General features: G+C 46.4%; 16 protein-coding genes. 2 read left to right on the top strand and 14 right to left on the bottom strand.

Annotated elements, in window-relative coordinates:
- Positions 1 to 10: 10 nt before the first annotated feature.
- Positions 11 to 643, top strand: coding sequence for an endonuclease III (nth, locus tag AB5916_RS05125; protein WP_368189578.1), 633 nt, complete (start codon positions 11 to 13; stop codon positions 641 to 643).
- A 74-nt stretch (positions 644 to 717) separates the two neighbouring features.
- Here nth and AB5916_RS05120 read toward each other — a convergent pair whose 3' ends face one another.
- The 6 genes from AB5916_RS05120 to AB5916_RS05095 all read right to left on the bottom strand — a co-directional run bounded on the left by AB5916_RS05120 (position 718) and on the right by AB5916_RS05095 (position 7,271).
- The gene (locus AB5916_RS05120; protein WP_368189577.1) at positions 718 to 1,287 is read right to left on the bottom strand and encodes an ATP-binding cassette domain-containing protein; all 570 of its coding nucleotides are present in this window, start codon (positions 1,285 to 1,287) and stop codon (positions 718 to 720) included.
- A 2-nt stretch (positions 1,288 to 1,289) separates the two neighbouring features.
- Positions 1,290 to 2,078, bottom strand: coding sequence for an ABC transporter permease (locus AB5916_RS05115; protein WP_368189610.1), 789 nt, complete (start codon positions 2,076 to 2,078; stop codon positions 1,290 to 1,292).
- Positions 2,056 to 3,024, bottom strand: a complete 969-nt coding sequence (locus tag AB5916_RS05110) for an ABC transporter substrate-binding protein (RefSeq protein WP_368189575.1) — start codon at positions 3,022 to 3,024, stop codon at positions 2,056 to 2,058. The genes AB5916_RS05115 and AB5916_RS05110 overlap by 23 nt, the downstream gene beginning before the upstream one ends.
- Before the next feature lie 193 nt (positions 3,025 to 3,217).
- Positions 3,218 to 4,909 (bottom strand): [FeFe] hydrogenase, group A, encoded by a 1,692-nt coding sequence (locus AB5916_RS05105; RefSeq protein ID WP_368189574.1) that lies wholly within the window; start codon positions 4,907 to 4,909, stop codon positions 3,218 to 3,220.
- A 14-nt stretch (positions 4,910 to 4,923) separates the two neighbouring features.
- Complete coding sequence (locus AB5916_RS05100; RefSeq protein WP_158421899.1) at positions 4,924 to 6,795, bottom strand: NADH-quinone oxidoreductase subunit NuoF; 1,872 nt, start codon at positions 6,793 to 6,795, stop codon at positions 4,924 to 4,926.
- Positions 6,792 to 7,271 carry an NAD(P)H-dependent oxidoreductase subunit E gene (locus AB5916_RS05095; protein ID WP_158421898.1) on the bottom strand — a complete coding sequence of 160 codons (480 nt, stop codon included), beginning with the start codon at positions 7,269 to 7,271 and terminating at the stop codon, positions 6,792 to 6,794. Before AB5916_RS05095 ends, AB5916_RS05100 begins: the two co-directional genes overlap by 4 nt.
- Positions 7,272 to 7,629: 358 nt before the next feature.
- Here AB5916_RS05095 and AB5916_RS05090 point away from each other — a divergent pair, with 358 nt between their 5' ends.
- Positions 7,630 to 8,001 carry a NusG domain II-containing protein gene (locus AB5916_RS05090; protein WP_368189571.1) on the top strand — a complete coding sequence of 124 codons (372 nt, stop codon included), beginning with the start codon at positions 7,630 to 7,632 and terminating at the stop codon, positions 7,999 to 8,001.
- A 49-nt stretch (positions 8,002 to 8,050) separates the two neighbouring features.
- Here AB5916_RS05090 and AB5916_RS05085 read toward each other — a convergent pair whose 3' ends face one another.
- The 8 genes from AB5916_RS05085 to fabG form a co-directional block, all read right to left on the bottom strand.
- Positions 8,051 to 8,875: a DNA-3-methyladenine glycosylase gene (locus tag AB5916_RS05085; RefSeq protein ID WP_368189569.1), complete on the bottom strand. Its 825-nt coding sequence runs from the start codon at positions 8,873 to 8,875 to the stop codon at positions 8,051 to 8,053.
- A gap of 19 nt (positions 8,876 to 8,894) precedes the next feature.
- Positions 8,895 to 9,332, bottom strand: coding sequence for a MarR family winged helix-turn-helix transcriptional regulator (locus AB5916_RS05080; protein ID WP_244093013.1), 438 nt, complete (start codon positions 9,330 to 9,332; stop codon positions 8,895 to 8,897).
- A 263-nt stretch (positions 9,333 to 9,595) separates the two neighbouring features.
- Positions 9,596 to 11,281, bottom strand: coding sequence for an acetyl-CoA carboxylase carboxyltransferase subunit alpha (locus tag AB5916_RS05075; RefSeq protein ID WP_368189567.1), 1,686 nt, complete (start codon positions 11,279 to 11,281; stop codon positions 9,596 to 9,598).
- Complete coding sequence (locus AB5916_RS05070) at positions 11,271 to 12,635, bottom strand: acetyl-CoA carboxylase biotin carboxylase subunit (protein WP_173728556.1); 1,365 nt, start codon at positions 12,633 to 12,635, stop codon at positions 11,271 to 11,273. The genes AB5916_RS05075 and AB5916_RS05070 overlap by 11 nt, the downstream gene beginning before the upstream one ends.
- A gap of 3 nt (positions 12,636 to 12,638) precedes the next feature.
- Entirely contained in the window at positions 12,639 to 13,067 is a 429-nt protein-coding gene (fabZ, locus tag AB5916_RS05065; protein WP_158421892.1) for a 3-hydroxyacyl-ACP dehydratase FabZ, read from the bottom strand.
- Positions 13,064 to 13,486: an acetyl-CoA carboxylase biotin carboxyl carrier protein gene (gene accB, locus AB5916_RS05060; protein WP_368189565.1), complete on the bottom strand. Its 423-nt coding sequence runs from the start codon at positions 13,484 to 13,486 to the stop codon at positions 13,064 to 13,066. The genes fabZ and accB overlap by 4 nt, the downstream gene beginning before the upstream one ends.
- A 2-nt stretch (positions 13,487 to 13,488) precedes the next feature.
- Positions 13,489 to 14,730: a beta-ketoacyl-ACP synthase II gene (gene fabF / locus AB5916_RS05055; protein WP_368189563.1), complete on the bottom strand. Its 1,242-nt coding sequence runs from the start codon at positions 14,728 to 14,730 to the stop codon at positions 13,489 to 13,491.
- 21 nt (positions 14,731 to 14,751) lie between these two features.
- Positions 14,752 to 15,492, bottom strand: a complete 741-nt coding sequence (gene fabG, locus AB5916_RS05050) for a 3-oxoacyl-[acyl-carrier-protein] reductase (RefSeq protein WP_368189562.1) — start codon at positions 15,490 to 15,492, stop codon at positions 14,752 to 14,754.
- Positions 15,493 to 15,503: the final 11 nt, after the last annotated feature.

Here is a 15,503-nt window from a genome sequence, read left to right as displayed (position 1 = left end):
AGAGGTACTTATGACAAAAAAAGAACTGGCTCTTGAAGTCATCAAACGATTAAAAACCGCATATCCGGATGCAGACTGTACCTTGGATTATGACCAGGCCTGGAAGCTTCTTGTAAGCGTCCGTCTGGCAGCCCAGTGTACAGATGCAAGGGTAAATGTAGTAGTACAAGATCTTTTTGCCAGATATCCAAGTGTAAAGGCCCTGGCTTCGGCAGCTCCGGAAGAGATCGAGGCTATCGTAAAGCCTTGCGGTCTTGGCAAAAGCAAGGCAAGAGATATCAGTGCCTGTATGAAAATGCTTCATGAAAAATATAATGACAAGGTTCCCGAAGATTTTAACGCTCTTCTGTCTTTACCCGGTGTGGGCCGCAAAAGCGCCAATCTGATCATGGGAGATGTATTCGGTAAGCCCGCCATTGTAACAGATACCCACTGTATCCGTCTTTCCAACAGGATCGGACTTGTAAATGGAATCAAAGACCCGAAAAAAGTAGAAATGGAATTATGGAAGATCATTCCGCCAGAAGAGGGCAGTGATCTGTGTCACCGCCTTGTGTGGCACGGAAGAGAAATCTGCACAGCAAGGACACAGCCTCACTGTGACAGATGCTGTCTATTTGATATCTGTGAAAGGAATCTGTAAAAAGATACCAAAAGATTCTACAGTATGCAAGAAATGTGAGAATATCCTGCAAGATGCTAATTGCTGAAACATTACTACATTTCCAATATTTTATCTGCACCAAGGGAAAAAGCATCCTGTTTTTCATGTGTTACCAAAAGCAGGGTCTTTCCCTTGGTGTATTTTTTTATGGTATCCAAAACTTTGATCCTGGTATCCGGATCCAGTCCGGAAAGAGGCTCATCCATAAGAATACAGTTCCGGTCTGCTGCCAGTGCTCTTGCGATGGCAGTTCTGCGGCACATACCGCCGCTTAATTCGCCCGCTTTTTTGTCCCAGGCCTCTTCCAGGTCTACAGCAGCAAGAAGTTCCCAAATCCTTTCCTCCGAAAGCCTTTTATTTACCAGACGGATATTCGCCTGTACGGTAAGATTCCGGCAAAGTCTGTCCTCCTGAAAAACAGCTGCCATAGGTTCTTTGTTTCCCTGTATGGTTCCTGTATCCGGGAGTTCCAATCCCAGGATCAGATTCAGAAGTGTTGTTTTCCCGCATCCTGATCTGCCCATAATACAGGTGGTTTTCCCTTCTGGAAAGCAATAGGAAAAATCCTGCAACACCACTTGTCCATGATAAGCTTTACATAAATTCCGGATGCTCAGATCCATTTTTATTTTCCCATCCTTTCCACAAGTGCGCCTATTCCGGTCAGAAACAATTTTTCAAACAGCACGCTGATTCCGATGATCACAATGGTCCATGCAAAAAGATCCGGTGTATTTAAATATATTTTTGCATGATACAGCTTCTCCCCTATCGATCCGCCTGGGATCCCGATCACCTCTGCAGCGACTCCGGCTTTCCAGCAAAGCCCCAGTGCCAGACGGCAGGCAGCCTGAAAATAAGGGGCAGCCTGTGAAATGTAAATATACCGCACCTTTCTTCCAAAGCTGACCTGAAACACCTGGGCCATTTCCAAAAGCTCCCGGTCGGTTTCCCGGATGCCCTGGCATACATTTGTATAAACTGCCGGAAACACCATAAGAAACGTTATAAATACAGAAAGATTCCTGGATGGAAGCCAGATCAAGCACAAGATAATAAATGAAGCAACAGGGACCGACTTCATAACCGTTACAACAGGCGCCAGCAGGATCTCCAGCACTTTACATCCACAGGCTGCGGCAGCCAATATGGTTCCTGCAAAAAGCCCCAGAAGAAATCCGGAAACAATCCGCACAAAGCTGAATCCCACAGTTTTCCAGAAATCTGCCTGAGGCAAAAACTGCCACAATTTTTTTACAACAGAAACAGGAGATGCCAGAAGGATCTCCTGTTTCAGCCACATACTGGCCAGCTGCCATACCAGGATCCAGAAGGCAGCTGCCAGTATTCTTATTGTATAGCTTTTCCACCTGAGCCTGTTATTTTGGGCCTCATCGTGCGTAGTAGAAATCATCATCCGGAAGCTGTCCTCCAACCATCTCAGGGTTCTGCTGTTCCAGTGTGCTCAAATATCCGGACAGCATGGTCTGCATCTCTTCTCCCTCTACAAATACGATACTGCAGTCAGGGATGGCCTTTTTAGCCACTTCTTCAGCAATAATGTCATGGGCGCCAATGATCTTTGCAGCCTGATCCGGATCGCTGTTTACAAATTCTACGGACGCTTGATATGCATCCATAAAAGCATCCACATCAGCCTCATGCTCCTTAAGATAATCATTTCTTACAACAACCACTCCTGTTACCAGCTGGCTGTCATCAGAAACTCCATCCTGCCACAGCTGATTCAGATCCAAAGCCACCCGAAGGCTGTCATTCTTCATCAATGCAGTTGTAACAAAGGGCTGGGGCAAAAGCCCTGCTGCTGTCTGGTCATTTGCCAGAGCTGCAACTACTTCCGCATGTTCTGACTTATATTCAATGGTCACATCCTTTTCCGGATCGATCCCATTTGCACTTAATACATATTCCAGGGCATACTCCGGTGTAGCGCCTTTTCCGCTGGCATAAATAGTTTTTCCTTTCAGGTCTTCCACAGACTGTATGGATTCTCCATTTTCCACCAGGTAGAGAACGCCCAGTGTATTCACAGCCAGTACGCTTACATTCTTCTGTGTCTTCTGATACAGCACTGCCGCCAGATTGGATGGAACAGCTGCTATATCTACATTTCCCTGCACGATCTGCGGTATGATCTCGTCTGGGGATGCTGCTATGGTAAAATCATAGCTGTCATCATCCAGCAGCTGTGCCATGCCCATGGCAGTTGGTCCTTTTAAGGCGCCTATAGCAATCTTGTCAGATGCTTTTTCCTCTGCTGGAACTGTAACGCAGTTTCCTGCCAGCGTTCCTGCCAAGAGTCCTGCTGTCAGCAATACGGATATCATTTTTTTCTTCATGTCTTTTGCCCCTCCTTAGTCTCAGGTCATACTTAAAAGTCGTGTAACTGTTCAGTATCTTCACAGTTACAAGAATGCCTCGGCATTCTTGCTGCGAGGTGCGCGTCATGCAATTGCATGACATACTTCTCCTGCGCACCTCTGCAATCCTGCTGGAGGCTATATCAGCTGGGGGATTGACTCCCAGCTGATATCATTCATAAGATTTGTTGTGAAGCAATTCGTGTTCTTTTCCCTTCAGAAGTCCGTTGTACAGCTCTACTACCAGCGGGTTTTCATCTGACTTTTTGATGATCATGGTATTGTCTGCATTATAAAGCCCTTTTGCCCTTAATGCCTTGGTCCTGTCACCGGCTCTTGTAGGCTGACCGCCGCCCATGATACATCCCCGTCTGCAGGCCATAACCTCGATCAGATGGTATTCTTTCTCTCCATTTTTCACCTGATCCATCACTTTCCGTGCATTTGCAAGTCCATTGGCAACACAGATCTTTATTTCCATTCCTTCATACATAACGGAAAACTCTTTAATGCCTTCATCCCCGCGCACACCACATTCTGCGATCTCATGCATAGATTCTTTGCGGTGATCTTTTGTGAGACGACGGAGAACTGCCTCTGTAACACCGCCTGTTACGCCAAAGATCACGCCGCCGCCTGAGCCAAAGCCAAATGGCATATCGCAGGCTTCCGGATCCAGCGGAGCAAAGTCGATACCGAAATTATCGATCATACGGATCAGCTCTGTAGTGGTGATCACAATGTCTGTGTCCTGTTCTCCGTGGGTAAAGCTGTTGGGCCGGATCGCTTCTGCCTTCTTGGCTGTACATGGCATAATGGAAACCATAACCGTCTTCTTTCCATCCTGATGTTCCGGCTGCCGGAAATATTCCTTGATCACAGCGGAAAGCATCCCCTGTGGAGATCTGCAGGTAGAAAGATTAGGGATGTAATCCTTGTACTGATCTGTAATAAATTTCACCCATGCCGGGCAGCAGGATGTGAGCAGCGGAAGTTTTTCTCCTTTTTTGATCCGGTCAAGAAATTCTGCACTCTCCTCCATAATGGTAAGATCTGCACTGAAAGAGGTATCGTATACTTCGTCAAATCCCATTCTGTGCAGGGCATTTACGATCTTGCCCATAACACTTCTGCCCTTTGACAGCCCGTAATGATCCCCTACTGCAACACGTACTGCCGGTGCGATCTGTGCCACCACCCGTACATTTGGATCAGCCAGTGCATCCCATACCAGATCTGTATGGGTCTTGATGGAAATCGCACCTGTAGGACAATAAATACGGCACTGTCCACAGTTCACGCAATCGGTCTGGGCAATCTTTTTGTTAAATGCAGGCATGACCATAGCGTCCGTACCACGGAATGCAAAGCCCAGCGCACCAATCCCCTGAAGCTCTTCACAGGCACGTACACAGTCTCCGCAAAGGATACATTTGTTAGGATCCCTTACAAGAGAAGGAGAACTTGTATCCAGCTCATAGGGCTCCCTGGTATTTTCAAAACGGATGGTATTCACCCCAAGACGGTGTGCCAGCTCCTGGAGAATACACTCTCCGCTTTTCACACAGGTAGTACAGTCGCGGCAATGAGCCGCCAGAAGCAGCTCCACGATCAGCTTCCTGTATTTCTTAATTCGTCCTGAATTGGTGTAAATGGTCATCCCATCCTTTGGTTCTTCAGAACAGGATGCAAACATCTTGCCCCTTTCATCCTCTACCATACACAAACGGCAGGCTCCAAATGTGGACACCTCAGAATGGTAGCACAATGTTGGAATATTTATTCCTGCTTTCCTGATCACGGACAGCACATTTTTTTCATCGGTAAACTCTATTTTTCTACCGTCAATCATCATATATCCCATAATATACCCCCTTCCTATGCTTCCACATAAATCGCATCAAAATTACAGTTATCTTTACATGCGCCGCACTTGATGCAAAGAGTATTGTCTATATGATGAGGATGCTTGATCAGTCCTGAAATTGCACCTGCCGGACAGTTTCTTGCACACTTGCCGCAGCCGATACAGAATTCCTGATTGATATGGAACTGACGCAGTGCAGTACATACCTTTGCACGGCACTTCTTATCCCTGATATGCTCCTCGTATTCATCCCTGAAGCGGTGCAGAGTACTGATTATAGGAAGCGGTGCGCTTTTGCCAAGACCGCAAAGTGCCATACTTTGAACCATATTTGCCAGTTCTTCCAGCTGATCCAGATCTGACATTTCGCCTTTGCCATCTACGATCCTTTCCAGGATCTCCAGCATACGCTTGGTTCCCTCACGGCAAGGTACGCATTTACCACAGCTTTCCCTCTGGGTAAAATTCATGAAGAAACGTGCAACCTCTACCATACAGGTGTTTTCATCCATAACAACCAGTCCGCCGGATCCCATGATCGCATCCAGCTTCTTTACCGAGTCAAAATCCAGGGGCACATCCAGCTGATCCATGATCAGACATCCACCGGAAGGTCCGCCGATCTGTACGCCTTTAAAGGCTGCTCCCTTTTTCAGTCCGCCGCCAATATCATAAATGATATGGCGCAACGTAGTACCCATAGGCACCTCGATCAATCCGGTATTCTCAATGGCGCCTGTAAGGGAGAAGGTTTTGGTGCCCGGGCTTCCTTCTGTACCGATGGTCCGGAACCAGTCAGCCCCCTGAAGAATGATCTTGGGCACATTGGCATAGGTTTCCACATTGTTCAGTACCGTAGGCTTGCCCCACAGTCCTTTCTCCACTGTACGGGGAGGCTTTACACGGGGCATGCCCCGGTTGCCTTCAATAGATGCTGTAAGTGCAGATCCCTCACCACATACAAATGCACCTGCACCTCTGTTGATATGTAAATGGAAATTAATTCCTGTTCCCAGGATGTTATCTCCCAGAAATCCGTAATTCTCTGCCTGTTCAATAGCCATACGCAGTCTCTTTACAGAGAGAGGATATTCTGCACGTACATAGATATAGCCTTCTTCTGCGCCAACTGCATAAGCAGCAATGGTCATACCTTCGATCATCTTATATGGATCGCCTTCCATAACAGACCCGTCCATAAATGCACCAGGATCGCCTTCATCACCATTACATACAACATAGCGGATCTTTTCGGCCTGTCTTGCCACCTGGGACCATTTCTTCCCTGCCGGGAATCCGGCGCCGCCACGGCCCCTGAGGCCTGACTTTGTCACCTCCTGTATCACATCATCAGGAGTCATGGATTCCAGTGCCTTTGCCAGTGCCTGGTATCCGCCAACTGCAATATATTCGTCAATAGATTCTGCATCGATCTTTCCACAATTTTCCAGTACCACCCTTGTCTGAAGGTTTAGGAAAGGAATGTCCTCCGGGTGGGGACAGACAGTGTCCTTCTCTCTGTAAAACAGACGCTCTACTGGCTTTCCTTCCAGAACTGTACGCTCTACGATCTCTTTACAGTCCTGCGGCTGCACATGTACATACTGATATCCGTAAGGCTCTATCCTCATCAAAGGCCCCAGCTCGCATAATCCCTGACAGCCAGTCTTGATCACGCCTGTATGAGGGATATCTTTTTGCATTTCCACCTTTACTCCGTCCACATCCCGGCACAGCACCTTCATCTCCTCATAGATCTTCTGTGCGCCGGAGGCAATACAGCCTGTACCTGAACATACAAGTACACGACAGGTATAGGAGCGGATCTTTTCATTTACTTCTTTCTGTTTGTTTAACAGTTCTTCTCCATTTCTTATACTCATACGCTTTCTCCTCTCAGCCGGTTCAAAAGTTCTATGGCTTTTTCTTCCGTCATCTTCGGATGTACTTCATCGTTTACAGTCAGGGTAGGCGCAAGTCCACAGGCTCCCAGACAGGAAACTGTCTCTACTGTGAAAAGCATATCGTCTGTGGTATGCTTTTTATTTGTCAGACCCAGTTCTTTCATCAGTGCCTCTTTCACAGGCTGTGATTTTCTTACGTGACAGGCTGTTCCGTCACAGACCTTGATCACGTATTTCCCTTTTGGCTCAAATGAAAAGTTCTCATAAAAGGTAGCCACGCTGTATGCTTTGGCTTCTTTTACCCCGATCTCTTTCGCCACATAGGTGAGCAGTTCCCCTGGCAGGTACCGGTATTCTGCCTGGATGTCCTGCATGATGGGGATCAGCGATGCTGCTTTCCGACCATAGTGTGCGATAATCTCATCCGCCTTGTTGTAATAAGATTGATCTAACATTGGTTTCCTCCTTACTTTGCGTCGTTCGCTAGTATGTATTTGTATCCATTGCACAATTCTATATCCAATATAGTACATTATCTGGCAGGATTATACAATTATTTTTTTGCTTTTCTGTGATTATTGTGGATTTTTATTACTATGAGCGAAGTGAATAGCAGCTCAATAAGCATTCACATACACCGTCCCACTTTTTTGACATGCATATTTTCTTATGCTATGATATTTTCGATTAAGCGAAATTATGAAACGACAAAGCCAATAGCTGCTTACACGCATATGCACCAGAGGCTTTTGGCTGGTGGATTTTGGCTGGCAGCTTTTGGCTGGCATCATTTACATACAGGCAGGTGAAACTTTGAAAAAAAAAGAAATCCTATTTATCCTGGGAATCCTTGCAGCTGCAGCACTTTTGTGGGCAGGTACCCACCTTATGGACAAGGGTGATCTTTCCACAGTACGCATTACAGTGGCAGGCAAAGAATATGGCACCTATTCTTTATCCAAAGATCAGGTGATCTCCATAGGAGATACCAATCGGTGTGAAATAAAAGACGGGGAAATAAAAATGATCTGGGCTGACTGCCCGGACCATTTGTGTATGAAACAGCATGCAATTGACAAAAACGGCGGAACCATTGTATGTCTGCCTAACAAAGTAGTGATCGAAGGCAAAAAAAGTTCATCCTCTAACTCAGAAGATGAACTGGCGATTGATTCCGTTACCTGATTTTGTACTACAAAAGAAAATCCAGTGATATAGCAAAGCATCAGGGAGCTTATTTATCGCCGGAAGGAACCCCTGTAAGTTCATAATAAAAAATATACTGCTGCATCACACCACGCATCCCTTTATAGCGGCGGTTAGGGAAGCCTCTTTTGTAGTGCTGATCCAGTACCTGGCGTATATGGGTATCCACCGGAAACGCATCCAGCTGGTGCAAGGCAAACAAACAGATGCAATCTGCCACTTTCCCACCTACGCCATAGATTTCCATCAAAGCTTCCCGTGCTTTTTTGTAAGACATTGATTGAATCTCTGATAGATTGATCTGCCCGTCTGCCACATCCAGTGCGGCCTGATGAATATATTTAGCACGGTATCCCAGATTGCATGCCCGCAGATCTTCTTCAGATGCGGTGGCCAAAGCCTGTGGCTTTGGAAAGCCATAATATTCCCTGCCATCCGGCAAAATGATTCTTTCTCCGTACCGTGTACAGATATTCTCAATGCACCTGCGGATCCTGCGTATATTATTCTGCTGCGAAATAAGAAATGTGACCAGCATTTCCCACAGATCCTGACGAAGTATACGGATTCCCTGTCCATGCTGTGCGGCTGCACATAAATATCTGTCCCTGGGATTCACTGACTGTATATATCTGCTGTAATCTGCATCAAGGTCAAAGTATGGGATCCAGAAGAAAAGGAAATCCTCCTGAGAACAGTCGAAATCCACTACCTGCCCTTTTTGCCTTACTTCTACGTATTTCTTACCTGCGATCACAGTAAAACAGTCTGTATCTGTTTCATCCATCCTGAAACATTGTCCGGATTCCATGATCTGCCTTATGTTAAAATTCTCCAGTTCTATGGATATCATCTGTCTGTCCTGCCTTCGGTTATTTCTGGTACTGCCTGAAGAAAACAGACAGCTTCTCCAGTGCCTTCGCCAGAACACCTACTTCATTGTCCGATAAAGCACTCACCACTGCATCTGTCATCTGCCTGTGATACTCTGCGTGATGATGAAAGGCTTTACGCCCTTTAACCGTAAGATGGATAAAAACAACTCTTCTGTCCTTCTCACTGCGTTCTCTCTGCGCATACCCTTTCTTAACCAGTGCATTCATGGCAATGGTCAGGGAGCCTACCGTAATATTCAGTTCTGCCGCTATATCGGACATCTTTTTTTCTCCAAGACCAATGGCAGCGATAATATGCATATCATTATTGGTAATATCTTTATACTCATCTGTGATAATGGCCTGTTCTTCCAGCTCCATGATCTCATTAAAAAGATTTACCAGCACATCGTTGATTACTTCCTTATCATTCAATATGGTCCTTCCCCCCGCCTTATGGGCTATTCCAATTAATTTGTATACAGGGAGCAGCTTGTGCTCCTGCTTGTCCGTTGCTGTCCGTTGTTGTTCAAGTGTACACAGTATAGCATAAACCGGGGATTTTTGCACCATGTGTTTCCGTGACATTTGGATTCGTAAATTTGAATTTGAATTTCCGCAGCATTTGTGGTTTGAGTTTCTGTCTGCTTTACGATTTCTGTCTGCTTTCCGATTTCCGTCTGCTTTCCGGATTTCATCTACATTTTACGAAATCTGTTATACCGTTTTTCCAAAAGCTCCTCTGGATCCATTTTCTCGTACAATGTAAGGAATGTACCAATCGCCTGGTCCATTTTCTCTCCCATGTCTGTCATATTGGCTCGTGTAAGAGGCTCCTTTTCAGAAAAAACATGCTCCACAATACCAAGCTTTTTCAGATCCCCGGCAGTAAGCCGCATCACCTGGGCTGCTTCCCTGGCTTTTCCTGCATCCTTCCACAAAATTGAAGCAAAGCCTTCCGGGGAAAGGACAGAATAGATGGAATTTTCCAACATCCATACCTGATCAGCCACAGCAAGAGCCAAAGCTCCGCCGCTTCCCCCTTCTCCGATCACAATGGACAGAACAGGTACCTTAAGAGCAGATAATTCATAAATGTTTTCTGCAATCGCCTGCCCTTGCCCCCGTTCTTCAGCCTCCATCCCGCAGAATGCTCCCGGAGTATCCACGAAACAGATCACAGGTCTTTTGAACTTCTCTGCCTGCTTCATCAAACGCAGGGATTTACGATATCCTTCCGGTGAAACCATCCCAAAGTTTCTGGCAATACTGTCTTTTGTTCCCTGCCCTTTTTCCTGGATGATCACTGTCACAGGATTTCCATGAAAACGCCCTATTCCTCCGATCACGGCAGGATCATCTCCATATCGTCTGTCTCCATGCAGTTCCGTAAATTCATCAAATAACAGTGCAAGATAATCTTTCCCTGTTGGACGTTCCTTATCCCTTGCAAGCTGCACACGCTCCCAGGCACTTTTATCCTGAAGCTTTTCTTCTTTCAGAACTTTTTTTCCCTGATATACGCTTTTTGTATCCTGATGCTGATGCATGGACAGCAGACGTGAAAGTGTAGCTTTCATCTGTTTTCGATCAACGATCCCATCTAAGAAACCATGCTCCAGGAGAAATTCAGCCTTTTGAAATCCCTTGGGCAATTTCTGTCCGATGGTCTGCCGGATCACTCTTGGTCCTGCAAAGCCGATCAACGCTCCCGGCTCTGCCAGAATAATATCTCCCTCCATGGCAAAGCTTGCCGTAACACCACCAGTAGTAGGATTTGTAAGCACACTGATATAAAGAAGGCCGGCATCACTGTGCCGTTTCAGTGCTGCTGATGTTTTTGCCATCTGCATCAGGGACACAATACCTTCCTGCATACGTGCTCCGCCGGAGCAGGCAAAAATCACTACGGAGAGCCGTTCCCTGGTAGCCCTCTCCACTGCCCGGGTGATTTTTTCTCCTACTACACTTCCCATGCTTGCCATCATAAACCTGCTGTCACAGACTCCAAGCACTGTGGGATTTCCGTCAATTTCTGCCTTACCGGTAAGGATGGCTTCATCCAGTCCTGTTTTTTCCTGAAGACCTTCAATTTTCTCTTTATATCCCTTGTAATGAAGCGGATTCTCCTGGGGCAAACCTGCATCCCATTCTTCAAAAGTCCCTGGATCTGCGATCTGCTGGACTCTTCTCCAGGCATGAACACGAAAATAATTGCCGCAATGGGGGCATATATAATCGTTGTCCTTTACCTCTTCCACAAACACCGCCGACTTACATACATTACATTTTTTCAGAAGTCCTTCCGGAACCTCCGGCTTTACTGTTTCTGCTGTCAGGCTGCTACGGCCAACTGTCCGTTTAAATGTACAGTTAAATTTCATTTACTTTCACTCCCCCGATTTCATGGGTACTTAAAAATCCAACATTAAAATTACCGCTCTGGAAATCCGGATGACTGAGGATTTCAAACTGATAGTCAATGTTTGTATCCACTCCCTGGATCACCACTTCTCCCAATGCGCTTTTCATTTTGGCAATAGCCTCTTCTCTTGTTCTTCCATGAACGATCAACTTTGCAAGCATGGAATCATAATAAGGCGGTACTGTATATCCTGGATAAATACCTGTATCCACACGGATTCCCTGGCCGCCAGGAAAATGAAGATCTGAAATGGTGCCGGGAGAAGGCCTGAAATTCTTCTCCGGGTTTTCCGCATTGATCCTGCATTCAATAGCATGCCCCTGTACATGTACATCCTTCTGGCTGACCTGAAGCGGCAGACCGGAAGCGATACGGATTTGTTCCTTTACCAGATCCATGCCAGTGACCCACTCTGTTACCGGATGCTCTACCTGTATCCTGGTATTCATTTCCATAAAATAAAAGTTCTCATCCTTTTCCAGAAGGAATTCTATGGTTCCTGCATTCACATAATGTGCTGCCTTTGCAGCCTTCACAGCTGCTTTTCCCATCTTCCTGCGAAGCTTGTCCGATACAGCTGCAGAGGGCGATTCCTCGATCATCTTTTGATGATTCCGCTGTATGGAACAGTCCCTTTCCCCAAGATGGATCACATTTCCCTGCTGGTCTGCAAGGATCTGAAATTCTATATGTCTTGGCTTTTCCACAAAATGCTCTATGTACATGGTTCCGTCCCCAAAGGCCATCTGCGCTTCTTTCTTTGCAGTCAGGAAAGCTTTTTCAAACTCTTCCGGTGAAAAGGCTGTGCGCATACCCTTGCCGCCACCGCCAAGGGCAGCCTTGATGATCACCGGATAACCAATCCTGTCAGCTTCCTTTTTTCCTGCGTCAATATCCAGAACTGCCCCCTTCGTCCCAGGAATCACCGGAACACCGGCTGCTTCCATGGTGTTTCTGGCTTCCTGCTTGTTTCCAAGACTGCGGATCACAGAAGAGGGAGGCCCTACAAAGATAATGCCGCACTTTTCACATATTTGTGCGAAACGGGCATTTTCAGATAAAAACCCAAAGCCTGGATGTATGGCATCTGCGCCGGTTGTCATTGTAGCACTGATAATGCTTTCCATATTCAGATAGCTTTCCGTTGAAGGACCAGGTCCTATGCAGACTGCCTGATCAGCAAGCTGAGCATGAAGACTATCCTTGTCCGCCTCTGAATAAACCGCTACGCTCTCAATCCCCAATTCTCTGCAGGCGCGGATGATCCTTACTGCAATCTCTCCCCGGTTTGCCACCAGCAATTTTCGTATCATATTTTACCCCACCATAAATGTAAGCTGTGCTTTAACAGCAATCTTCCCGTCTACGGTTGCAACTGCTTCTCCCACTCCAAGCGGGCCTTTCTGCTTCACGATCCTGGTTTCCAGACGCAGCTTGTCTCCGGGACGCACCTTCGTCTTAAAGCGACACTTATCAAGGCCTCCGAAATAGGCGATTTTCCCCTGGTTTTCCGGCTTTGACAGGATGGCAACAGCGCCGGTCTGTGCCAATGCTTCCAGGATCAGCACCCCTGGCATTACAGGTTCCTGTGGAAAATGGCCTTTAAAAAAGTCCTCTCTGTAGGTTACGCATTTATATCCTACCGCAAATTCCCCTGGTTCATAATCTTCAATATAATCCACCAGAAGAAAGGGATGTCTGTGTGGAATGATCTGCTGTATCTGCTTTGTATCTAAATAATTCATGCTTCCTCGATTCTGAACAGAGGGGTACCATATTCTACCGCCTGTCCGTTTTCAACCAAAACTTCTGCCACAATTCCTTCAAATTCACTTTCAATCTCATTCATCAGCTTCATTGCCTCAACAATGGCAAGCACCTGGCCTTTTTTCACTGTATCCCCTTTTTTCACAAAAGGCTGGCTATCCTGGGAAGGAGCCGCATAAAATGTACCAACCAAAGGTGATGTTACCAGATTTCCGGTTTCTGCTTCCTTCTCCAAAATAGCTGCCTTTTCCGGTACAGGAGCTGCACTGTATACGGTTTCTTTTTTATCTCTATCCCATTTAACGGACATTTTTTGTCCATTGTTTTCATATTCAAAGGATGATACTCCTGCGGCGTCTATTTTGTCGATAAGCTGCAGTATCTGTTCAAATTCCATGATCATTCCTCCTCATAGCGTTTTACCAGAAGAGAAGCATTGTGGCCTCCGAATCCAAGAGAGTTGCTCATAGCATACCGAACCTGAGTCTGAACCGGTGCATCAATACAATAATCCAGATCCAGTTCCTCTTCTGTTTCTTTTGTTCCAACTGTCTGGTGGATAAAACCATCCAGAATTGATTTTACACATACAATAAATTCCACACCGCCGGCAGCACCTAAAAGATGCCCTGTCATTGACTTGGTAGAATTGATCTTTACTTTATATGCAGCCTCTTTAAACGCAGCTTTAATGGCTCTTGTTTCAAACAGATCATTGTAATGGGTGCCTGTGCCGTGTGCATTGATATAATCCACCTCTTCCGGTTCGATCCCAGCCTCATGCATAGCATCCTCCATCGCCCTTGCAGCGCCTGCTCCGTCTTCCGCTGGAGAAGTGATATGGAAAGCATCTGCGGTAGCACCATATCCCACAACCTCTGCCAGAATGTGGGCACCTCTTTTCTTGGCATGCTCCAGTTCTTCCAAAACTACGATCCCTGCTCCTTCTCCCATTACAAAGCCAGCACGGTCTTTATCAAATGGAATGGAAGCCCGAAAAGGATCTGAAGATGTGCTTAATGCAGTCAGACTGGTAAATCCGGCAACTCCCAAAGGACAGATACATCCCTCTGTGCCACCTGCCAGGATCACCTCTGCATCCCCATACTGGATCGCCCGAAAAGCATCCCCAATGCAGTGGCTTCCTGATGCACAGGCAGTGACCACATTGGTACACTTACCTTTTGCCCCGATGGCAATGGAAATATTTCCGGCAGCCATGTTGCTGATCATTTTGGGAACAAAAAGCGGATCCACCTTAGAAGGTCCTCTTTGGGAAAGCCTTTGCTGAGAAGCTGTCATAGCCTGCAGGCTTCCCACACCGGATCCTACGATCACACCTACCCGGTATGGATCCTCCTGTTCCATGCAGATCCCGGAATCCGCCAGTGCTTCTTTTGCAGCTGCTACTCCGTATTTTGAAAATAATTCCATTCTTTTTGCAGCCTTAAAATCCATATATTTTTCAGGTTCAAACCCCTTTACCTCTGCAGCCACCTTCACTTTATAATCTGTTGTATCAAATCTTGTAATGCTCTGGATCCCCACTTTTCCGGCTTTGATACCTTCCCAGAAGGATTCTGCATCATTTCCAAGAGGTGTTACTGCGCCAAGTCCTGTGACCACTACTCTACGTTTCATATATGTTTGTCCTCACTTTTCCTACATTGCCATTCCGCCGTCAACCATCAGCACCTGTCCGGTAATATAACCGGCTTCCTCTGATGCAAAAAAAGCCGCTGCTGCTGCCACATCCTGGGGATCGCCAAATCCGCCCATAGGAATCTGCGCCCAGATTTTTTCCTTCACCTGCTCCGGCAGAACCTGGGTCATGTCTGTGCAGATAAATCCGGGAGCGATTGCATTTACAGTAATTCCCCTGGATGCCAGCTCCTTTGCAGCTGATTTTGTCAGTCCGATCACCCCTGCCTTAGATGCAGCATAATTCGCCTGGCCTGCATTTCCTGAAATACCCACAATAGAACTTAAATTGATGATCCTGCCTTTTTTCTGTTTGATCATATTTCTGGCAGCATGGCGGATACAATAAAATGTTCCTTTTAGATTGGTATCCACTACCTTTGAAAAATCTTCTTCACTCATTCCCATCAAAAGGCCATCCTTTGTGATTCCTGCATTATTGACCAGAATATCAAGATGTCCCATTTTACTGATCGTATCTTTAAACATTTCACCACAAGCCTGAAAATCAGCTACATTACACTGATAAATATGGGCCTGGCCTCCTGCCTGCAGGATCTCCTGCTGCACTTCTTCTGCTTTTTCCTTTGAGCCATTATAATTGATAACCACATAGCATCCTTCTGCTGCCAGCCGTAAGGCAATGGCACGCCCGATTCCCCTGGATGCACCGGTTACAAGGGCAACTCTTTTTCCGGTCATTTTTTGTCCTC

The sequence above is a fragment of the Blautia sp. 1033sp1_1033st1_G9_1033SCRN_220408 genome (genome assembly GCF_040929965.1).
GTDB classification, from domain to species: Bacteria; Bacillota; Clostridia; order Lachnospirales; family Lachnospiraceae; genus Blautia_A; species Blautia_A ammoniilytica.
This window is presented reverse-complemented; position numbering and strand designations above follow the sequence as displayed.